Raw genomic sequence first — 21,761 nt, forward strand, 5'->3', positions numbered from 1 at the left:
TCTTTTTGTTTATTGTTCTGGCGTTTCAGTTGCTGCCTCTTCTGATTCCGCTTGTAGAAAGACTTTTCTTGGTTTGCTACCTTCTGATGGTCCAATAACTCCGTGTGCTTCCAATTCATCCACTAAGCGAGCCGCACGATTATAGCCAATTCTAAAACGTCTTTGTAGCAATGAAATACTAGCTGTTTGCATTTCAACCACCAAGTTTTTCGCTTCTTCAAACAACTCATCTTGAGGAGCTTCGCCACCGCCTGAAGTGGTCGGTTCATCTGTTGGCATCATGCTTTCTTGATATTCAGCTTCTTGTTGGTCCGTTACAAACGCAACCACTCGTTCGACTTCTTGATCAGAGATAAAGGCCCCTTGGATACGAATTGGTTTATTTTCTCCCATTGGTAAGAAGAGCATATCGCCTCGACCTAATAGTTTCTCCGCCCCGTTGGTATCAATAATGGTACGCGAGTCTGTCCCACTTGAGACCGCAAAAGCCATTCGAGAAGGGACATTTGCTTTGATGATTCCTGTAATGACATCCACACTTGGCCGTTGTGTCGCTAAAATCATATGAATACCCGCTGCCCGTGCCATTTGGGCTAAGCGGATAATCGCATCTTCTACTTCGTTACTTGCCACCATCATTAAATCAGCTAACTCATCAACAATGACAACAATAAATGGTAGAATCGGACGATTTTCGCCATCTTCCGCATTTTTCTGTTGAATTAGTTGATTGTAACCAGTAATATTTCGGACGCCTGTTGCTGCAAATTTTTCATAACGAAATTCCATTTCTTGAACTACTTTTTGTAGGGCTTGGGCTGCTTTTCTCGGATTAGTAACCACTGGCGTTAATAAATGAGGAATCCCGTTGTACACATTCAATTCCACCATTTTCGGGTCAATCATCATTAATTTTACTTCATGGGGTTTCGCTTGCATCAAAATACCTGTGATGATGCCATTGATAGCAACCGATTTCCCACTCCCTGTCGATCCTGCAATTAATAAATGCGGCATTTTTGATAGATCCGCAGTTTGAACCATCCCTGAAATATCTCGACCTAAAGGTACTTCTAGTAGTTTATCTGGATGACTTGGTTGTGCCTCAACAATATCTCTAAAGGATACTGTACTAATTGCACTATTAGGAACTTCAATCCCGATTAGTGATTTGCCAGGGATTGGGGCCTCCATACGAACGTCTTTGGCCGCAAGCGCTAAAGCAATGTCATCCGTCAAGTTAACAATTTTGCTAACTTTTACCCCAACAGCGGGTTGAACTTCAAATTTTGTGACAGATGGTCCTAAACTAGCTTTGACTACTTTAGCATCAACACCAAAGCTCTTGAAGGTTTGTTCTAAGACGCCAATATTTTTTTCGATTTTTTCATATTCACTACTTTGATCCGTTGCTTGAATTGTATCTAACAAATCAGTTGGTGGTAGTTGATAATCACGATCTTCCGCTTCTTCAGAAATTTCAAATTCGAGAACACCAGCTTCATCTGACGCCTCTTCTTCCTGCTCTCGTTGAGGTTTTGTTGCTGCGATTGGTGGTACAGGCATCGCCTGATTTTGCTGTTGAAACGAATCAATTTGAACAGGCGTTGGTGCAGCCGGTTCTTCCACCATTGGTTGATGGGTTTCAACTGGTGTTTTTGTTAAGCGCTCGGCTGCCGCTTGTTCCATGCGTTCCCGCTCTTGTAATTTTTGTTGGGCAGCGGCTTCAATTTTTGCTTGGCGTTCTGCAGCTTTGGCTTCTTTCTTCGCTGCTCGCTTCGCCTCTTTTTCTTCTTGTCGCGCCTGTGATTTTGCCGAAACATGACTTAGGCGATCTTGAATACTTTGGAAATGATCAACAATTTGCTGAAAATCCCACATACTCATCAAGAAAATACCCGCTAACAGTAGCAATGTGGCAATTAAATAGCTGCCAAATTGTGCCACCAAAAAGTACGTTCCTTGATAAAGCAGCGCGCCAATCATACCGCCCCCTACGTTTTGCGTCACTTGGTTGGCTTTTAAATCGCTTTGCAAAAATTCCCAAGTGTTACCTAAAATATCTGGTTGACTGCCACTAACATTTCGAAACATAAAGGCATGGAAAAATAACAAAACACTAATATAAATCAGAACAGCCCCAAAAATAGGGCGCCCTCTTTTTAACGGAAAATCTTTCCCATAAATCATGACTAATAAGCCATACAGGATTAGTAAAATCGCTGCAAATGGAAAGGTATTACCTACAACTAAGCGTAAACAATTTGCTAATAACGTGCCTAAAAACCCTAAGCGAAAGAGTCCAAAGACACCGAATAAAATAAAAATCAGGCCAAGAAACATATAATTTAAACGTTCTTGTTGTTGCTGTTGTTTTTTGGTCTTTTTCTTTGTCGTACTTTTTTTCTTATTTGTTGCTCTTTTTTGTGCCATTTAACTTCCCTCTTTCCATCACTTCTCATTATACATAAAAATGGAATCGAACAAAAGTGCCCACCTCATTTTACTTGAAAAATCATGGAAATTTTTTAAAAACTTTCATTTAAGAAAAATGGAACAATGGTCTCTCAACCACTGTTCCATTATTTCTTATTTTGCTGATTCTTAATGGTATAAGTCGAAACGACCTTTAGCCATCATTTCTTTGGTACCACCTGTTTCAAAGAGCGCTTTGTTCATGATAATTTTTTTCATGAATGAAGCTGGATATCCTTTAATGTCTGTTTTACCAACGATTCCTAAGGCACGTGTATTTCCGATAGAACAAACAGAACCTTGTGATTTAAAGCTGAAAGGTTTAGTTGCTTCCCCTTTCAATTGTGCTTGAATATTTTTAGCAGCATGAGCACCCATCTTCAAGGCGATTTGCGCTGTTGTTGGGTAAGGTCGATTAGTTTCTGTATCCATAACTGCTGAGCAGTCACCAATAATATAGACGTTGCTATAATTCGCATCTGTTAAATCTGGTTGAACCATGACACGACCACGACGAGCTTCAAAGCCAGAATCGCCTACAACGTGGCTTCCACTAACACCCGTTGTCCAAATAATTGTTTTGGCAGAAAGTTCTGCCAAGTCGCCTGCTTCGTTATCTTGATAAACAACTGCGCCTGGTTTGATTTCTTTAATCGGTTTACCTAATAATAAATGAATAGCTGAATCTTTTAATAATTGCACACCATAGTTCGCAAGTTTTTCGTTAAACATCGGCAATAGGCGAGTAACTGCTTCGACACAATAAATTTGGATTTGATCTGCTGAGACACCTGCGATTTCAGCAAATTTTGGTTTGTTTTCAACAAGAGAACCTAATAATTCAATCCCTGTAAAGCCTGCTCCGCAGACAACAATTTTTAAGAATTCTTCGTTTTGAGTCGCTTTGTATTGACGCATTTGTTCTTGGATATGTTCATACACGTTTAAAGCCGTTTTCACATCTACCATTTGTAGAGCATGTTCTTGCACACCAGGGATACCAAATGATTCTGATTCAAACCCAAGAGAAACAACTAAGTAATCATAATTGATTGTTTGACCATCTTCTAAAGCAACTGTTTGTGTTGCAGCATCAATTGTTTTAACTGTTCCTTGGATAAAGGTGGTCATTTTTTCATTGACAACATCCATAATATTGTATGTGATTTTTTCAGCTGGTTGTGTTCCAGCAGCAACTTCATGCAAGTCCGTTGCTTCGTAGTGATAGTTATTACGATCCACTAAAGTAATTTCGACGTCTTTGGCGCCTTTTTGTAATTCGCGTAATGTTTTTAAGCCTGCGTAACCAGCACCTAAAATAACAACATGTTTCTTATTCATTTTGATTCCCTTCCACTCTATAAAAAATTTACAGCCACCACAAACCTATGGCAAAAAATAGCACTTGTGCAGTTGCTCCCACAGCTAAGATTTTCACAGCACAAACAAATGTTTTACTCTTCACTTGTTCCTTCAGTAAGGCTTGGGTTTGTTTCCGTACAAAAGGTAAAGTTAAAAGCATGAGTAACATTGTTGGCGGGGTTAATCCTAAACCGACAGCTAACAAAATGGCTAACATTGCTATTGTATTTAATCCGACGAATAATTTCAAAGAACTTGCTTTACCAAGGTAATGAACTAATGTATATCTCTTGTTATTTTCATCTTCCTCTAAGTCACAGATATTATTTGCTAACATTAAGTTAGCAATGTAACAAGTGTTAGGTAAGGCGACTAAGAAAATCCCCCATAAATTAGCTGCTGACCAATTGAAAACTTCAAACGTATTAATGTAGACACAAATAAGGGTAATCATGAACCCCATTGTAAATCCTGAGAAAACTTCCCCTAATGGTAGACTGGACAAAGGTTTCGGTCCTGATGAATAAAAAATACCAATTAAGTAGCAATAAAGACCCATAATTAATAACGGCCAGCCGACAATAAATGACAACCCAATCCCCATTAAAGCAGAAACGAGAATCATCCAAAAAATCATTTTGCGTATTAATGGCAAAGATAAATTTTCTCGACCGATAATATTCGTTTTTTCCTTATAATCATGAACTTCTGTGGCATGATGGTAATCATTATAATTATCTAAAATATCGACCGCCATATTAAAAATAAACATCGCAATGAAAAAAATTAAAACATAACCAACATGGAGCCGACCATATTGGTACCAACTAAAACAAATTCCTAACAAAAATGGCAAAACACTAGCTGTTTTTGCTTTTAATTCTACTAATTCAAAAAATATTTCTCGATTCAAACTATCCCTCCGCTACTTTTTTACAAACTTTGTTACTTTTAAAACTTAATTACTGTATTTCTGTCGCCAATTCGTATACAATCAAATAGTATTGAACCACTGAAAGGATCGTAGTATATTTATGAACACATTTTGGAAGTCGTTTCCTGACGTTGAACGTTCTTTAACGGAAACATGTGAATTAATTGAACAAACGTTGCATACACGCAACGAAGACATTGAAGAAGCCTTAATAACTTTGGCTCGTTCTGGTGGCAAATTATTACGCCCCGCTTTTTTCTTTCTTTTTGCTCAACTGGGTGATGAAGAAAAACAAGAGAAACAACAACTATTAAAAATAGCTGCATCTTTGGAAATCCTACATATGGCTACGTTGATTCACGATGACATTATTGACGATTCTCCATTGCGCCGAGGCGCTGTGACTATTCAATCACAATATGGTAAAGACGTGGCTGTTTACACAGGTGATTTACTATTCACTGAATTCTTTACTTTGATTGCAGATGCCATGAATGGCTCTGAATTTATGAAAATCAATGCACAAGGAATGAAACGGTTATTACTTGGTGAACTCGATCAAATGAGTCATCGATTTGACCGCCGCATGTCGATTCCTGCTTATTTAAGAAGTGTCAACGGCAAAACAGCCGAACTTTTTTCACTAAGTTGTCTTGAAGGGGCCTATTTCGGTCATAGTTCAAAAGAAGTCCAACGTTTAGCTAAACGAATTGGCCGTCATATTGGCATTGCTTTTCAAGTCTATGACGATATTTTAGATTATACTGCCGACACGGAAACTTTGAAAAAGCCCGCTTTAGAAGACTTGTCACAAGGTGTTTATACGTTACCCCTTCTCTTCGCTTATCAAGCAGCACCTGACGTATTCAGCCCTTATTTGGATAAAGGACGCGCCATTACCTTAGAAGAGGCAGCTGAAGTTGCGGCGCTAGTCAATGACTATCATGGCGTTACAGAAGCACAAGCTTTTGCTAAAAAAGTAACCAACAAAGCAATCACTGATATTCAACAATTGCCTGATGGCACAGCAAAAGAAACCTTACTTTCCTTAACTGAGCTCTTATTACATCGTTCATTTTAAACGTTTTATGGAAGAATTGCCATTAATTGAAATAGAAAAACGACTGATTGTTTGCTTTAATCAACAACCAGTCGTTTTTTTATTCCTCGAAAGAACTAATGCCACGATCAATTCGGTAAAGTTTTTGATAATGCGCATTGGTTGCAAGTAATTCTTCTGGTGTACCACTCATCTCTAATTGGCCATCTTCAATAAAGATCACTTGATCCATCAAAGTTACGCCTTGCAAATGGTGGGTAATCCAGATGACGGTTTTATCTTTTAATGCCTCAAAAAAGGTTTCCAGCAATTGCTGTTCTGTAATTGGATCTAAACCAGTAGTTGGTTCGTCTAATAACACAATCGGTGTATCTTGCAAAAGAATCCGCGCTAGTGCCAAGCGATGTCGTTCGCCACCAGAAAAACGCAAACCTGCTTCATCCACCATTGTTTGTAAACCTTCTGGTAATTGGGCAACCATTTCTTTTAAGCCAACTTTTTCTAAAACCGTCCAAACTTCTGCTTCGCTCGCTTCTTCTCTACCAATCCGAATATTATTTAAAATGGTTGTTCGAAATAGGTACGGTGCTTGGTGCATAACCCCAATATATTCAGTCATCGTCTCTCCAAATGCCTCAGTTGGGATGTTTCCTAAAAGGATTTCTCCCGAAGTAGGCCGTAAATCACCACGAATGAGCGAAGCCAACGTACTCTTTCCGGAACCACTGCGCCCTAAAATCGCTAATTTTTGTTTTTCAGGAATTGTTAACGATAAGTCATTTAATACCTTTTTCTCTTGATTTTCATATGCAAAAGACAAATGTTCTATCGATAAACTGGTACCATTTGGCTGAACAGGCGCTTCTGTTGAGTCATCTTCCCCTTCAGGAAGCTCATTAAAACGACGAATGGAATCCTTATAAATCGTTGTTTCCTGTGCTGCAGCAGGTAGCGGAGCAAAGGCATCAATTAACGGAAAAACGGTTAAAACAAAGGCACCAATCCAATTGGCTGCGCCCCCATGATTACCTGGAAACCGTACACTAGTCCAAGCTAAGACAGCAATCGCAATCACGCCAAACAGAAGTTGTAAAACAAAGTCTCGGCCACGGTTAAATTGCTTCATTTTTTCATCCAATGCACGAACGTTTGCTTCATCTGTCTCATAACGAGCAACGAATTCAGAGCCTCGTTGACTAAATACCCAATCAGACACACCTAGAATATTGTCGGTTAGTGTTTGATATAACTCATTTTTGGCATATTTATGTTTTTCTTGACGCGCACCATTCACTAGAACTGAAACAAGTGGCAATAGAAAAACAACCACTCCTAACATCAGTAACATACATAAAGCAAACCACCAAGAAAAGAAACCTAATGCAATCACTAAAAAGATATACAAAATCCAAGCAATAACGGTTGGGAAAATCGTTCGTAAATACAAGTTTTGGATATGATTAATATCCTCTGAAAGCAAACCTAAGATATCCCCAGTGCGATATTTTGTCTTAAAGAAAATCGCATCTTTTTCTAGCACATTATAAAGTTTTAAGCGCAGATCAGAGGTCATTTTTAACACCCAGTTATGACTCGTTAGACGCTCCACATAACGAAAAACAGGACGGCCAATCCCAAATGCTCTTGTTAAAACAATGGGAATATAAATTAATAAAATATTCTCTGGTAAGGAAGCCGCACGACTGATTAAGTAACCAGAAGTAAACATTAATGCCCCTGCGCTAAAGAACGTCAAGAAGCCTAAAAGTAAGGCAAAATACAAGGTTTTTTTATAGCGTTTTAAGAAAGGACGAACCCATTGATCGTTTTTCCAAACGTCTTTCGTTGTCGGCTGTTTTTCCATCATTGGCGTCCTCCTCTCATTTGCTTCATTAATTGAACATAGTAGCCATCTTTTTCAATCAACTCTGCTAGCGTTCCTTGTTCCACTAATTGACCTTTTTCCATCACTAAAATGTAATCCATTTCTTCCATCCAATGCAGACGATGTGTCGCAAAGAAGACAAGATGATTGTTCATTAATGGCAACATGCGCTCTTTCATTTCAACTTCTGTTTCAATATCCAAATGCGCTGTCGGCTCATCAAACAGCAAGACGTGGCGTTTTTGATCAACAAAGGCGCGGGCCAACGCTACTCGTTGCGCTTGTCCCCCACTTAACATTCGACCGCTTTCCCCAATCAAGGTATGAATTCCTTCGGGAAGATCTTTAACCAGCTCGTCTAAGCCAACTAACTGAATCGCTTGCTGAATCGCCTCATCTGTTGCTTCAGGTGTATAAAAGCGAATATTGTTTGCCAAAGTATCCTGGAAAATATATGGCGCTTGCGGAATATAAAGGATTTGCTTTTGCCAGTCTTTTTGTAAAAAATGTGGAATCGTTTGGCCATTTATTGCCAATTGACTCGTTTCTTCTGTTGGTAATAAAAAGCCGCTTAATAAATTAATTAACGTTGACTTACCAGAACCACTCGCCCCGATAATTCCAATCTTTTTGCGACCATCAACAGAGAATTGCAACGATTGAATCGCTTCTTGCGTTGCATCTTCATAGGAAAAATTTAACGCTGTGACTGACAACTGACTTTCTTGATGCCAATCATCTAACGTGAGCACATCGGTCTGTTCTGCTTCTGGCAATGCTAATACCGCTTGGATCGCTTGAAAAGAGTTTTTTCCATCTAAGGTTGCGTGATAATCACTTGAAAAATCACGAATCGGTAAAAAGAACTCAGGTGCTAAAATTAAAGTAACCAAGGCAGGAAATAATAAAATCGTGCCGTTTAATAAACTTAATCCAAGGAAAACTGCCACAACAGCTACCGATAATGTCGTAAAAAAGTCTAACGCAAAGGTTGATAAAATAGCAATTTTCAATGTACTCATGGTCGCTTTTCTGAATCGTTCACTTGTATGGTAAATACTCCCAGCATATTTTTTGCTCAACCCAAACAGTTTCAGCGTGTCAATTCCTCGCAAGGAATCAATAAAATGATTGGAAAGCATTTGAAACGCCGCATATTGCTTGTCCGCTTTACTTTGTGCTGCATAACCTAACACAATCATAAAAATAATAATAATCGGAAAAACAATCAGCAATGTTACGCCTGAACGAATATCTTGTGTAAAAACAAAGGCCAAAATAATCCAAGGAATAATCATCATATTCATCATTTTCGTCAAAATCAATTGTAAATAATTTTCGGTTTGACTGATGCCTTCTAAAGCCATGGTAACCATATTTCCAGTTCCATTTTTTTGAACAACATTTGGCCCCAAACGAAAAATTTTGGTTAATAATTGTTCGCGTAATTCTTTCGAGCGTTCATAACTAAATGTATCGAGCATTCTCTCACGAAAATACGTAATAACATGTCGACCAAGATAAAAAATAAAAAAGAGTAAAATACTCTGTAGTTGTTGGTTAAGATGCCCGCCACTCCAAAGGCCGACAATGGCTTTTGAAAGAAAAAAAGCTTGCCCAATTATAAAGACTGCTTGCAGGAAAGAAAAACCTGCAAGCAAGACAAGAATTTTTTTGATTTTAGGCATCTGTAAGATGTCTTTATCAATCATAGATTTAATACCCCTCTGGTACGGCTGTCTGTGAAATACGTTTTCTGAAAATATAATAGGACCAAGCAGTATAAGCTAACACGAATGGTAAAATGCTTAAAGAAATCCACGTCATAATTTTTAGTGTATATGGTGTGCTTGTTGCATCTTTAATCAACAAATCAAAACCTTCACTACCAATCATAACACGTGGGAACAAGCCACTGAACAAGAGAGCAACTAGTACAACTAATGTTAAACCACTCGCTAGAAAAGCTAACATCTCTTTGCGTTTAAACACCCCAACATTGGCAATGACCGTTAAGACCACAATTGCTAACGTTAAAATTAAAGTGACCGCAAAGTTCTTTTCATAAAAGTCCGTTTTGAAGTACATCAACACTGCAAAAACAACTAAACCGACATATAAAACGCCGTATAAGATTTCTGCATAATTTCGAGCACGTTCGCGAATTGGGCCTTCTGTTTTTAAAGCAATATAGTTCATGCCGTGTAAGTAGCAAAGTAATGTTAAGGCTACTCCACCAACAATTGAAAACAGATTAAAATAATCCGTAAATTGCGCATGCATATTGCCGTTTGCATCTAAAGGCATTCCTTGGACTAAGCTGATAAACAAAATACCAAAGAAGAACGGTACAAGGAAACTACCAATTGATAGCGTCCAGTTCCACATCCGACGACGTTTACCTTCCGGCATGTTATGGCGGAATTCAAAGGAAACTCCGCGAATAATTAAGCCAAATAAAATCGTAAATAGAATTAAATAGTAGCCACTAAATAATGAAGCATACCAATATGGGAAAGAGGCAAACATTGCGCCGCCCGCTGTTAATAGCCAAACTTCATTTCCATCCCAAACAGGTCCAATTGTTGCAACGACTTGATCTTTTTCGTCGTCATTGTGTGCCAACGTTTGAACGGCCATTCCAACACCAAAGTCAAATCCTTCTAAGAAGAAGAAACCTGAGAACAAGACGCCGATAAGGACAAACCATAATAATTGTAGTGTACTCATTCGCCAAATACCCCCTTATCAAATGGATCCAACGCTGGTTCATTTTCTTTCGCTAATTTTTTCGCTTCATAGTCTGGTCCTTTACGTAATTCTAAAATAACCAAGTAAACCATGACACTACCTAAACCAGCAAATAATAAGAAATAAATGACATTTGACGTAATTAATGAAGCAACCGATACATTTGGTGAAACACTTTGTTCAATCGTAAATAATCCATAGACAGTCCACGGATAACGACCTAATTCAGTGACTAACCAACCTGTTGTATTGGCAAGGAATGGTGCGAACGTACATAAAGCAACAATCCACAGCATCCATTTCTTCTCGTACAGCGATGGTTTTTTCTTCCTTGTAAAGAATAGTCCTAAGGCAGCAACCAATAACATTAAGGCACCAAAACCAGCCATGATACGGAAGCTCCAGAATAAAGTGTTAACTGGTGGATAATAATTTTTATCATCCCCATATTTTTCTACCAAACGCTTGTTGACTGTATCCATTCCATCAACCGAACCTGATAATTTGTTATACGATAAAATACTTAGCATATATGGAATATCGATACCAAAAACTTGTTTATGTTCTCGTTCATCTGCCCAAGCAATCAATGTCCAAGCAGCAGGATCATCAGAGTCTTCATAGGCCCCCTCCATCGCCGCAAATTTCATTGGTTGTCCTTCAATTAGAGCTTTCATTTGCAAGTCGCCAGCTAATAAAACGCCGATTGAACCGAACAAAGTAACCCATAAGCCAATGCGCATAGATGCTTTGTGGAATGAAATATCCCGTTTTTTCAACAATTGGAAAGCAGCCATACCAGCTACTGCCATGCCGCCCAATGTAAAGGCGCCCATGATAACGTGTGAAAATTCATACCAAACTTTTGGATTGCTGATGACAGCTACAAAGTCCACCATTTCAGCACGGCCATTATTGATGACATAACCTACTGGATGTTGCATAAAACTATTGGCAACTAAAATCCAGAAAGCAGACATCATTGAACCGAATACGACTAACCAGATAAAGGTTACGTGAACTTTCGGATTCATTTTATCCCAAGTAAAGATCCACAAACCTAAGAATGTTGACTCTAAGAAGAAAGCTAAGAGCGCTTCTACCGCCAACGGTGCACCAAAAATATCTCCGACGAATCGAGAATAATCAGACCAGTTCATCCCAAACTGAAATTCTTGAATAATCCCGGTTACAACCCCAACAGCGAAGCTTAATAGGAATATATTTCCCCAAAACTTGGCCATTTTACGATAACGTTCCTCTTTTTTCACAACGTACATTGTTTCCATAATTGCTACAACAAGTGCTAATCCTATTGAAAACGGTACGAAGAAAAAGTGGAAAACTGTTGTCATCGCAAATTGGATTCTCGCCAATGTTACAATATCAAACATATTATTTCCTCCCTGATTTGCCTCCACACAAAGAAACAAGCTTACCTGAATTGTTCATTTCCATTAGCGATGACTCCTTTTATCTACGAAACTAAAAGAAAATTCAAGTGAACTTTTCCAAAAAGTGTGAAAATGCATGTAATATAGAATAATTCCAATCTAAGTATACAACTTTCTGATGCAGAAACCAAACAATACAGAAGCATTTCTCACAATTTTTTTAGGTGCTACCAAGATTTCTTCCCTTTCTTCTATCAATAAAAAAAGCCCTTCCTAAAAAAAGGAAGAACTAATCTCAATCTATCAACATTTTGACTTATCACTTGATTAGTTTTCGAAAATTGAAGCAGCTCGTCTTTGATGATAAAAATTCTAATCTTGTGATGAAAATTACGGATTGCTTGAGGTGATAGTTTGTTTTTTAACAACATGACTCTAAAACAGGCAGCTCATCCGCTCTGAAATCTGGCAGGTTTTGGTACCATTCTAAACAACATGACTCTAAAACCTCGGAGAATTATTTTTTCTCCATGATTCCGTAGTCGCATCTCTTATCCATAGCTAGATTTCAGTTTAGAAGGTCTGATTTTTTTTCTTCACGTTTATTATACCAAACTTTCTCCTTCTTGGCGGAAAAACCCACCATTTTTCAATGGTGGGTTTTCTTTATTTAGTAGCTGTAACAGCGAGCCAGATTTCACTGTACTTAGCTTCTGCTGGTCCTTGATATTGCGTAAACGAAATTTCTGGTGCTGCAACGACTTGGTAACCAGATGAAGGCAACCATTCAGAGAATATCCTTGCCCAGGTTTCTTGTAATGTTTGTGGGAAAGGACCTTCATTAGGAAAAACCGCCCATGTATGAGCAGGTACGCTTAGTTGCTCCAAATCTTCATAGATATTTTCTTGCAAAGTGGCAAAGCCAATCATGTGTGTCATTTCTCCACCTTCTGTTGTTCGTCCCTCTTGAAAGTCAAAAGAAGCATTTACTACTTGATGAGGATATACATCATCAAATGTATGCATTTCCGCTCGTTGTTGTGGTGTAATGCGCTGTGCTAATTCCATGATTGCTTGATTTTCCCCTTGATACTGCAAGGGAACCTTCTGACTAACTCCGACTATTTGAAACGCTGGTTTTTCAATCAATTTAACATCCATTGATTGTCCTCCTTTAATATCAATATAGAAAGAGAATTTAGGGAACGTTTTTTGGATTTATGTTTTCATTACTTCAGAAGGTGCTTGTCCTGACCAATCGCGAAAAGCTCTTGAGAATCCTTCAATACTTTGATAACCATATTTAAAAGCTACATCTGTCACTTTTTCACCAGCAAGTAATGCTAGATTTGCTTCCGCCAAACGTCTCTTTTTAATATACTCAGCCAGACTCATCCCCGCAATAAACGAAAAAGTTCGTTTAAAATGGTAAACAGAAATCCCTGTCTTTTTCGCCAATTCATCGAAGGATACTTCTTCCGTTAAATGTTCTTCAATATAATCCATTGCTTGATTTAAATTTGCGAGCATCCGTGTCCCTCTCTTTCTATTTGAAAGTTTACTAAAGACCAACAAGGATGACTTGATTATTTAGAGCCAACATTCGTCAAATCGCTACTCTTGGTTCATAGCGGCTTTTAAGGCCTGTGCTAAAGCACTTTCTTCTGGTTCGTCTGGTTGTGAATATTTTTTCATCAAACGACGTTCTTCATGTTTAGTCATTTTTTGTTTTCGTTCTTTTTTATCGGGAATTTTTTCAGTAATCGAACAGAATTTACATTTGAAAGAACGACCATTTTTTCCTTCTATGATGACCATTTTTTTATGGCATTGTGGGCAACGGTGATTGGATACTTTAGGATCTTTTCGCCGACGATAAGAACATTCTTGGTTTGTACAAACGTAAATCTTCCCATCTTTTGTATTTTTTTCCCGTAAGTTTGAGCCACAATCTGGACATTTTTTTTGCGTAATGGAAAAATCTTGATATTTTTTCTCGCTTTGTTTAATTTCACGGACTAATTTTTTCGTATCCTCTTCAATATCCTTTAAGAAAAGTTGACTCTTTTGTTGACCCGAAGCGATTGCTTCGAGCGATTTTTCCCATTTTTCCGTTAGTTCAGGTGTCACAAGTGATGGATTCACCAAGTCTAATAGTTGCTTTCCTTTGGCAGAGACACTTAAACCGCTATTGGTTCGTTCCATCAATTCTGATTTAATCAGTTTTTCAATGATTTCAGCTCGCGTTGCCGGTGTGCCTAAACTGTGTTTCTCCATTTTTCCTAACAACGTTCCTTCGGTTAATGGTTTTGGCGGCGACGTTAATTCTTTGTTAATGGTAAAGTTTGGCGCAACGGTCATGCCTTTTTGCCATTGGACAATGGACAGCGGCTGTTCGGCTGTTGTTTTCCAGCCAGCAACAACTACTTTATTTTGATGAAAGACAAATGTTTCTTTTCCAAAAGCGACTGTAACTTTTGTTTGTTTGGTTTGATTTGGCTCAGCAAACAAACCTAAGAATCGTTGAACAATCATTTGATAGATTTTTTGTTCATCATTACTTAGCTTTTCATAACGAGGACGTTGTTCAGTTGGAATCAACCCATGGTGATCTGTGACTTTTGCATTTTGGAAAACTTTTTGTTGTTTAACAACGGCCCCATTTTTAAGGTAGCCTTTCACTTCTGGTGAAAAATCAGCAATGGCTTGAAGTCGTTCTTTCATCGTTCCTTTCATATCCGTCGTTAGATATTTGCTGTCAGTTCGAGGATAGGAAACAATTTTATGGGTTTCGTATAAACTTTGTACAAGAGACAACGTTTTCTTTGAAGAAAATTGGAATCGCTGATTGGCTTCACGCTGGATTTCGGTTAAATCATATGGTAACGGCGCATTTTCTGTTTTAACTTTTTCTTGGATATCGGTAACTAAGCCCTTTTGTTTTGAGAGTTCTTTGACTAATTGTTCTGCTTCCTGCCGTTCTTTTAAAGCGTATGGATTTTTTTGGGTCATCTTTGCTTTTTCTGATTCAACAGATAACGAGATAGTAAAATAAGTTTGAGGCTTAAATTGTTCAATCGTTTTTTCTTGTTGGCGTACCATTGCTAAAGTTGGTGTTTGAACACGACCTGCGGATAAGTTATCTTGATATTTCACTGTCAAGGCCCGTGTGACGTTTAGCCCAACTAACCAGTCAGCTTTTGCGCGCGCCAAGGCAGAGTAATACAAATTATCGTAGTCTTTCGCTGGGCGAATTTTCTTAAACCCGTCTTTAATGGATTTGTCTGTTTGAGATGAAATCCATAAGCGTTTGACTGGTTTGTTAAAACGGACATATTCTAAAATCCAGCGGGCCACTAATTCACCTTCACGACCAGCATCGGTGGCAATCACGGCTTCAGAAACATCTTTACGATTGGCTAATTGTTTAATCGCTTTTAATTGATGTCCCGTTTTCGGTAACGGTTTAATCCCTAAATTCTTAGGAATCATCGGTAAAGTTTCCATTTGCCACGTTTGCCATTCTTTGTTTAAATCTTCTGGCATTTTTAGTCCTAAGAGATGGCCTAAAGCCCAGGTGACAATCACGTTGGGTCCTTCATAATAATTCTTATTTTTTTGATTTGCTCCTAAAACGCGGCTTAAATCTTTTGCTACGCTAGGTTTTTCGGCAATAATTAATTGTTTTGCAACCACTAGTTTCGCTCCTTTTTGAGTGCTATCTTTTCGTATTATACCAAATATTAGCTCGATTTTCTCTAAATTCCGAGAATAGAAAAAGAGTTTAAAGAAAATTCCCTGAGGTTTTTCTTTAAACTCATGCGTTTCAAATAACTTTCCGTTTGCAGAATTTTGTTTTGCCAAAATGATTGGATATTGTGGTAAACTCAGCTTTATTTTCAAAAGTAACTGCATGATGATTTTCTAGTAATGCTAAACCGAAGTATTGTTGTAAATCTTCATCGCATTCTTCACACCAGCGTTCTTCCCCATCATTCCAGAAAGCCGTTAAATAATTAGGCTTTGTGTTGACGTATGTATAATTCTGAGAAAGTTTTTGCCAAACTTCCACATAATATGTCTCTGCATCGGTCAAGTTATCGAAGGTTTTTTCTTGAACAATGTCCTCTTGCCAATCATCAAAAAACCACCAAGGTTCATTGTCGCCATACATTGTAATTACTTGATACATTGAACCGCTCCTTTTTTTGCTACTGTAGGTATCATAGTCACTTTCTGAAAAAGTTGCAAGGATTTGGTTTCGGACTGAGAAATTTTTGAAATTTATTTTATCCTGCCACTTCTAAAGAAGCAATAAAATCTTCAATCATGCGACGATAACTTTCTTCTGGCGTGGCTTCTTCGCGTTGAAAATAACCTAAAAAACGTAAGGTAATATAACCATGGATTAAGCTACGTAATTCTCGACTTTTATGCAGTCGTTCTTCATTATTAAATGGATAAAAAGCTAAAAGTTGTAAGATAATTTGATTGGTTTCATGGATGCCTTCAATTAATTGTTGGTTTTGCGTTTTCGGCACACTGATAAGTAATTCATAGACTGCAGAATTTTCAAAAGCAAATTGTTGGTACGTTTCAGCATATATCCGAATTGCTTCTGCGCCACTCTTACCCACTAAGGCTCGTCGCAATGCATCATTTAATTCTTGAATTAACAAGTCCACTAGAGCATTTTTTACTTCAGCAATATTTTTAAAGTGATTATAGAGTGAAGGATACTTGATGCCTAAATCAACGGCTAAATTTTGAAAGGTTAATTGTTGAACGCCCAATTCTTCCGCTAGGTTGCGGGCACTTTCAAGGATTTTGGCTTTCGTTAAATTCCGTTTTTTTGCCATCTTTCTGACGCCTCCAATTCTTAAATTTTGGACAAGTATTAGTTTATCATATCTATTGACTATTTTTAAACTATAAATTATAGTTTATAATAATAATTTGTAAACATCATTTTTGAAAGAAGGCTGTTTGGCATGCATATTACCAACCGTTCTCATTTGGCCGATCGTTATGGCAAACGAACCAGTGCAGAATTTTTATTACACGAACGTCCTATTTTATCTTTTCCTATTTCTTTAGCGGCCATTCCTAAAGAAGCCCGCTATTTATCCTGGGAATTAATTGATTATGACACGATTCCTCTAATCGGTTTCCCTTTTATTCATTGGTTAGCTGCCAATGTTCCTGTAACCAATGAGATTCCTGAAGACTTTAGTCGAACAGCACTCAAGCCTACCATTCAAGGAAAAAATAGTCTTGCTTCTCCTTTGGGGAAACAGATGATTCCTGCGCTTGCCACTGAAACGTTACCTGAGTTAACCGAACGTTATCTGGGGTTAAGTCCTCGCTCTGGTGTGCACACCTATACGTTATATGTATACGCTACAAAAAATCCACTAAATTTAAAAGAAGGCTTTTTTGCGAATGAATTGCATAAAGCATTGAATGATCAACGACTCGCCAAAGCCAAATTTGAATTTCTTTACTAGAAAGTGAGGAAATAGAATGTATGAATTAATTAAAAGTAAAATTTTCCGTCCAAGACAACCTTGGGAAAAAAATCTGCTTGTTTTATGGTTTGGCACATTTATGGCTGGTATTGGCTTTAGCTTAGTGATGCCATTCATGCCTCTTTATATCAACACATTAGGTACTTTTACCCACCAACAATTGAATTTTTGGAGCGGAATCACGTTCTCCTCCACTTTTTTAGTCACGACCATTGTTTCTCCTTGGTGGGGCCGTTTAGCCGACCGAAAAGGACGCAAGTTAATGTTATTACGCGCTTCATTAGGGATGGCTATCGTCATTAGTTTAATGGGCGCAGTCACAAGTGTTTATCAATTGATTGGCTTACGCTTATTACAAGGTGTTTTTTCTGGTTATATCAGTAATGCGACTGCGTTAGTTGCTACAGGCACACCTAAGGAAAAAAGCGGCCAAGTGCTTGGTACTTTAGCCACTGGTTCTGTTACCGGCACGTTGCTTGGTCCTCTTTTGGGCGGTGTCACTGCGTCTATTTTCGGTTATCGGCCAACCTTTTTTATTACTGGTACGATTTTATTACTCGTTTTTGTTTTGAGTCTCGTCTTTGTCCATGAAGAGTTTGTGCCAATTGAAAAAAATCAAGCCGCATCTGGGAAACAAATTTTAAAAAAACTAGAACATCCCCACGTGATTCTTGGAATGTTTATTACGACATTAATCATTCAAGCTTCCAATAATTCAATTAGTCCCATCATCAGTTTATATATTCAACAATTGTTGGGTGGTCACGGAAATGTCACCTTAATTAGCGGAGTCATTGCTTCTATTCCAGGGATTGCAACGTTAATAGCCGCCCCACGTTTCGGCCGGTTAGGCGATCGTATTGGCAGTGAACGCATCTTGACAATTGGTTTAATTTTAGCCATTTTCGTTTACCTACCAATGGCCTTTGTTCAAAATGTCTGGCAGCTTGCCATGCTTCGTTTCTTAGTTGGGATTTCCGATGCCTGTTTACTACCAGCTGTTCAAACGTTGATTACTCGTTATTCCCCAAGTGACGCTGCAGGTCGTATTTTCAGTTACAATCAATCTTTCCAAGCGACAGGAAATGTGATTGGTCCTATGATTGGTTCAAGCGTATCTGCCGCTTTCGGTTATCGTGGGGTCTTTATTTCCACTTCTTGTCTGGTTCTCATTAACCTTCTATGGGTTCGTCGAAGCACCGCCGAATTAAAAAAAGAGAAAAATGATGCCTGAGTTATACACAGAAAAGTTATCCACAATTTTAATTTTTAATTTTTCTCTTTTTTCTTATTTTAAAAAAATAGGTATATAAAATAAAAAAGAAAAGCGGATATTTACTGGTTTTATGACCAGCATATCCGCTTTTTTTTTGGTTGACTTCATCCTTTTTGTTTCACAACTCGTGAAACTTTTTAGACGTATTGTAGTTCTTTTTCATCTTGGTAGGCGCGATCAATTAAGCCGCCCCCTAAGCATTCCATCCCATCATAAAAAACAACAGCTTGACCTGGAGTGACTGCGCGCGCTGGTTCCTTAAACGTAACGGTTGCTTTTGTGCCATCTTCAGATAAGGAAACATGCACTGGAATATCTGCTTGACGATAACGGAATTTAGCCGTACAGTCAAACTCTTTTGGCATTGGCGTATCAACAGTAAAATGAACCTCACTAGCTTCTAAATGTGTTGCATATAGTTTTTCATGGTGAAATCCTTGTCCCACATATAATGTATTGGTAGTTAAATCTTTCCCAATCACAAACCATGGTTCTTGTGTTTTACCGCCGCCACCAATTCCTAAGCCTTGGCGTTGACCGATAGTATAATACATCAGACCATCATGTTGTCCTTTGATTTCGCCATCTTCTGTCACCATGTTGCCTTTTTTAGCTGGTAAATAATTACTCAAAAATTCTTTGAAATTCTTTTCACCAATAAAACAAACGCCCGTTGAGTCTTTTTTCTTGGCTGTGGCTAATCCAGCACGTTCAGCAATTGCACGAACTTCTGATTTTTCCATGCCCCCCAATGGAAACATTGTTTTTGCTAATTGGGCTTGTGATAATTGGCTTAAAAAATAGGTTTGATCTTTATTATTATCAATTCCACGTAACATATGCACTACGCCATTTTCATCCGTTTCTACTTGTGCATAGTGGCCAGTTGCAACATAGTCAGCGCCTAGTTGCATAGCATAATCTAGGAATGCTTTAAATTTAATTTCTTTATTACACATGACATCTGGATTTGGTGTCCGTCCTAACCGATATTCTGCTAAAAAATATTCAAACACACGGTCCCAATATTCTTTTTCAAAATTAACCGAATAATACGGAATCCCAATTTGATCCGCTACTTTTGCGACATCTTTATAATCCTCAGTTGCGGTACAGACACCATTTTCGTCTGTATCGTCCCAATTTTTCATAAAGATCCCAATTACATCATAGCCTTGCTCTTTTAAAAGCAACGCTGTGACAGATGAATCGACACCGCCACTCATGCCTACCACGACACGCGTTTTGCTGTTATCTGCCATTTTATCACCATCATTTCAATTAGATTCTGAAATCATCCACGATTTGAAGGTCGTAACTTTTCAGTGCTTTTCATTATACTATTTTTTTGAAATAAGTAAAGCAAGCCGGGCGTATAATGAGAAAATACTTGGAACAAAGACACAGCCAACAAGCTGTTGCTTTCAAAGAAACAGAAAACCTGAAGGAACAAGCTACTTTCACTTGTTTCTTCAGGTTTCTCTAAATTATTCTACTTTCTCTAATACACCACGACTAATTAAGCCATCCATTAAGAAAAAGTATTTTTCTTTACTCATTTCATGTTGTTCATTCTTGAAAATATTCATTGGTTTTAAACCATTTGCCGTTGTAATGGACATTTTCAACTCTTTTAGATCAGCAGTGATCGTAATTTTCAATTTGAAGCCTTCATTTCTCTGAGGCGTTGGATCTAAGGAACGAATCAATTGAAAGTTCCCTGATTTTGTTTCAGTAAAGCCGTTATCTTTTAATGTATAGCGTTTTGCACTAGGATGTACTTTGTAAAAAACTGTTGAGCCTTCAACAGCAGCCGTTGTTGTAAATGCCATGGGTTCCACCTCGTTATTTTCATTGTTATCTTCATTATAGCGAAAACCTTTAGCTGCCGCAATCAGATTATTTTTTCAATTGTTGAATCACTGCAACTAGTACTTCAGAAAAAGTCGCAATTTCTTCTGGTGTGTTCCCGTAGCCAAAACTAATCCGGATTGATTCTTTAATAGCTGAGGAATTTTCTCCATACATCGCTGTCAACACGTGCGAAGGATCCACAGTTCCCGCTGTACAAGCCGAGCCTGTTGAAATCGCAATACCTCTTAAGTCCAAATGCATTAAGAGCAAATCACTGGGAATTCCTTTTAAATGAAGATTTAAGACATGCGCTAAACGATTGGTTGGTTCACCATTAATTGAAAAATCAATATTGGCTTCTTCTAACGCTTTTAAAATAATCGTTTGAAAACTTTGATAAGCTGTTTTTCTTGCTTGCTTTTCTGTAGAAGTTAGTAATGAAACGGCAGTACCCATGCCAATAATTCCAGCTAAGTTTTCCGTGCCCGCACGTCGTTTTTCTTCTTGTTCCCCACCGTGTAAAAGAGGTGGTAATTGGATTGCATCGCTTTTAAATAAAAACCCTACGCCTTTTGGACCATTGATTTTATGAGCGGAAATACTTAATAAGTCGATCCCTAATTCATGAGGTAAAATGACTTCACTTCCATAAGCTTGGACGGCATCTGTATGAAAAATCGCCGAATGATTTTTAAGAATTGCACCAACTTCAGCAATTGGTAATCGATTTCCAATTTCATTATTGCCATACATCATTGAAACCAAGATCGTTTCTTCGCGTAAAGACTTTTTGAATTGATCCATTGAAATCTGACCATTTTCATTCACAGGCAAGTAAGTCACTTCAAAGCCTAACGTTTCTAAGTATTCCATCGTTCGTAATACAGCGGGATGTTCAATTGCCGTAGTAATAATATGTTTTCCTTCCTTTTGACGAGAAAAAGCAACTGCCAAGATGGCTGTGTTATCCCCTTCTGTGCCACCACTATTAAAAATAATTTCGTGGGGTTTGGCTTGTAAGCTCTCGGCAATCGTTTGACGCACTTCTTCCAGAAGACCGTGTGCCTTTCGTCCAAACTGATGAATACTTGATGGATTGCCAAAAGTCGTTTGCATATTTTCAGTCATCGCTTGAATGACCGTTGGATGAAGCGGTGTTGTTGCCGCATGATCTAAATAAATGGGTTCCAAATGACTCGTCCCTTTCCTTATGTTCTGGCGTTATTCTAGCATAAAAAGCTT

Annotated in this window: 16 protein-coding genes and 1 pseudogene; 3 read left to right on the forward strand and 14 right to left on the reverse strand. The window is 38.2% G+C overall.

All coding sequences use genetic code 11. The features are described 5' to 3' along the window. Positions 1–9: 9 nt before the first annotated feature. The 3 genes from IGJ52_RS08510 to IGJ52_RS08520 form a co-directional block, all read right to left on the reverse strand. The gene (locus tag IGJ52_RS08510) at positions 10–2,433 is read right to left on the reverse strand and encodes a DNA translocase FtsK (RefSeq protein WP_113792580.1); all 2,424 of its coding nucleotides are present in this window, start codon (positions 2,431–2,433) and stop codon (positions 10–12) included. A gap of 171 nt (positions 2,434–2,604) precedes the next feature. Further along, positions 2,605–3,816: an NAD(P)/FAD-dependent oxidoreductase gene (locus tag IGJ52_RS08515; RefSeq protein WP_438792026.1), complete on the reverse strand. Its 1,212-nt coding sequence runs from the start codon at positions 3,814–3,816 to the stop codon at positions 2,605–2,607. 28 nt (positions 3,817–3,844) lie between these two features. Further along, a complete protein-coding gene (locus IGJ52_RS08520) occupies positions 3,845–4,750 on the reverse strand; it encodes a prenyltransferase (RefSeq protein WP_002360016.1) in 906 nt (301 codons plus the stop codon). 121 nt (positions 4,751–4,871) lie between these two features. On the opposite strand from IGJ52_RS08520, the gene IGJ52_RS08525 reads away from it, so the two are divergent. Continuing rightward, entirely contained in the window at positions 4,872–5,852 is a 981-nt protein-coding gene (locus IGJ52_RS08525) for a polyprenyl synthetase family protein (protein ID WP_113792581.1), read from the forward strand. 79 nt (positions 5,853–5,931) lie between these two features. Here the strand turns inward: IGJ52_RS08525 and cydC are convergent, their stop codons facing one another. The 8 genes and pseudogenes from cydC to IGJ52_RS08565 form a co-directional block, all read right to left on the reverse strand. Next, positions 5,932–7,698: a thiol reductant ABC exporter subunit CydC gene (gene cydC, locus IGJ52_RS08530; RefSeq protein ID WP_016614724.1), complete on the reverse strand. Its 1,767-nt coding sequence runs from the start codon at positions 7,696–7,698 to the stop codon at positions 5,932–5,934. Then, the gene (cydD, locus tag IGJ52_RS08535; RefSeq protein WP_002364369.1) at positions 7,695–9,428 is read right to left on the reverse strand and encodes a thiol reductant ABC exporter subunit CydD; all 1,734 of its coding nucleotides are present in this window, start codon (positions 9,426–9,428) and stop codon (positions 7,695–7,697) included. Before cydD ends, cydC begins: the two co-directional genes overlap by 4 nt. Before the next feature lie 4 nt (positions 9,429–9,432). Continuing rightward, positions 9,433–10,446 (reverse strand): cytochrome d ubiquinol oxidase subunit II, encoded by a 1,014-nt coding sequence (gene cydB, locus IGJ52_RS08540; RefSeq protein ID WP_002356976.1) that lies wholly within the window; start codon positions 10,444–10,446, stop codon positions 9,433–9,435. Beyond that, positions 10,443–11,861 carry a cytochrome ubiquinol oxidase subunit I gene (locus IGJ52_RS08545; protein WP_002356974.1) on the reverse strand — a complete coding sequence of 473 codons (1,419 nt, stop codon included), beginning with the start codon at positions 11,859–11,861 and terminating at the stop codon, positions 10,443–10,445. Before IGJ52_RS08545 ends, cydB begins: the two co-directional genes overlap by 4 nt. 666 nt (positions 11,862–12,527) lie before the next feature. Then, a pseudogene (locus tag IGJ52_RS08550) lies at positions 12,528–13,391 on the reverse strand (AraC family transcriptional regulator). A gap of 84 nt (positions 13,392–13,475) precedes the next feature. Further along, the gene (locus tag IGJ52_RS08555; protein WP_438792027.1) at positions 13,476–15,557 is read right to left on the reverse strand and encodes a DNA topoisomerase III; all 2,082 of its coding nucleotides are present in this window, start codon (positions 15,555–15,557) and stop codon (positions 13,476–13,478) included. A 130-nt stretch (positions 15,558–15,687) separates the two neighbouring features. Beyond that, positions 15,688–16,053: a DUF1033 family protein gene (locus IGJ52_RS08560; protein WP_002356966.1), complete on the reverse strand. Its 366-nt coding sequence runs from the start codon at positions 16,051–16,053 to the stop codon at positions 15,688–15,690. Between the two features lie 97 nt (positions 16,054–16,150). After that, complete coding sequence (locus tag IGJ52_RS08565) at positions 16,151–16,720, reverse strand: TetR/AcrR family transcriptional regulator (protein WP_002356965.1); 570 nt, start codon at positions 16,718–16,720, stop codon at positions 16,151–16,153. 132 nt (positions 16,721–16,852) lie between these two features. On the opposite strand from IGJ52_RS08565, the gene IGJ52_RS08570 reads away from it, so the two are divergent. Together IGJ52_RS08570 and IGJ52_RS08575 are read left to right on the forward strand one after the other, a co-directional pair. After that, a complete protein-coding gene (locus tag IGJ52_RS08570) occupies positions 16,853–17,368 on the forward strand; it encodes a YbhB/YbcL family Raf kinase inhibitor-like protein (RefSeq protein ID WP_002419713.1) in 516 nt (171 codons plus the stop codon). Between the two features lie 16 nt (positions 17,369–17,384). Next, the gene (locus IGJ52_RS08575; RefSeq protein WP_002360011.1) at positions 17,385–18,623 is read left to right on the forward strand and encodes a multidrug efflux MFS transporter; all 1,239 of its coding nucleotides are present in this window, start codon (positions 17,385–17,387) and stop codon (positions 18,621–18,623) included. A gap of 179 nt (positions 18,624–18,802) precedes the next feature. On the opposite strand, the gene mnmA is transcribed toward IGJ52_RS08575, so the two are convergent. The 3 genes from mnmA to IGJ52_RS08590 form a co-directional block, all read right to left on the reverse strand. Continuing rightward, positions 18,803–19,927, reverse strand: a complete 1,125-nt coding sequence (gene mnmA, locus IGJ52_RS08580) for a tRNA 2-thiouridine(34) synthase MnmA (RefSeq protein WP_002362075.1) — start codon at positions 19,925–19,927, stop codon at positions 18,803–18,805. A 225-nt stretch (positions 19,928–20,152) separates the two neighbouring features. After that, a complete protein-coding gene (locus IGJ52_RS08585) occupies positions 20,153–20,497 on the reverse strand; it encodes a DUF1831 domain-containing protein (RefSeq protein WP_002356959.1) in 345 nt (114 codons plus the stop codon). Positions 20,498–20,564: 67 nt separating this feature from the next. Continuing rightward, a complete protein-coding gene (locus IGJ52_RS08590) occupies positions 20,565–21,710 on the reverse strand; it encodes a cysteine desulfurase family protein (RefSeq protein WP_002366913.1) in 1,146 nt (381 codons plus the stop codon). Positions 21,711–21,761: the final 51 nt, after the last annotated feature.

The sequence above is a fragment of the Enterococcus sp. DIV1758 genome (assembly GCF_051711985.1).
GTDB lineage: Bacteria > Bacillota > Bacilli > Lactobacillales > Enterococcaceae > Enterococcus > Enterococcus faecalis.

Excerpts from the sequence above, each read along its gene's own strand:
- IGJ52_RS08560 (WP_002356966.1), bottom strand. The coding sequence starts at position 16,053 with ATGTATCAAGTAATTACAATGTATGGCGACAATGAACCTTGGTGGTTT.
- IGJ52_RS08525 (WP_113792581.1), top strand. The coding sequence starts at position 4,872 with ATGAACACATTTTGGAAGTCGTTTCCTGACGTTGAACGTTCTTTAACG.
- mnmA (WP_002362075.1), bottom strand. The coding sequence starts at position 19,927 with ATGGCAGATAACAGCAAAACGCGTGTCGTGGTAGGCATGAGTGGCGGT.
- cydB (WP_002356976.1), bottom strand. The coding sequence starts at position 10,446 with ATGAGTACACTACAATTATTATGGTTTGTCCTTATCGGCGTCTTGTTC.
- IGJ52_RS08510 (WP_113792580.1), bottom strand. The coding sequence starts at position 2,433 with ATGGCACAAAAAAGAGCAACAAATAAGAAAAAAAGTACGACAAAGAAA.
- IGJ52_RS08570 (WP_002419713.1), top strand. The coding sequence starts at position 16,853 with ATGCATATTACCAACCGTTCTCATTTGGCCGATCGTTATGGCAAACGA.
- IGJ52_RS08565 (WP_002356965.1), bottom strand. The coding sequence starts at position 16,720 with ATGGCAAAAAAACGGAATTTAACGAAAGCCAAAATCCTTGAAAGTGCC.
- IGJ52_RS08585 (WP_002356959.1), bottom strand. The coding sequence starts at position 20,497 with ATGGCATTTACAACAACGGCTGCTGTTGAAGGCTCAACAGTTTTTTAC.
- IGJ52_RS08515 (WP_438792026.1), bottom strand. The coding sequence starts at position 3,816 with ATGAATAAGAAACATGTTGTTATTTTAGGTGCTGGTTACGCAGGCTTA.
- cydC (WP_016614724.1), bottom strand. The coding sequence starts at position 7,698 with ATGATGGAAAAACAGCCGACAACGAAAGACGTTTGGAAAAACGATCAA.
- cydD (WP_002364369.1), bottom strand. The coding sequence starts at position 9,428 with ATGATTGATAAAGACATCTTACAGATGCCTAAAATCAAAAAAATTCTT.
- IGJ52_RS08545 (WP_002356974.1), bottom strand. The coding sequence starts at position 11,861 with ATGTTTGATATTGTAACATTGGCGAGAATCCAATTTGCGATGACAACA.
- IGJ52_RS08575 (WP_002360011.1), top strand. The coding sequence starts at position 17,385 with ATGTATGAATTAATTAAAAGTAAAATTTTCCGTCCAAGACAACCTTGG.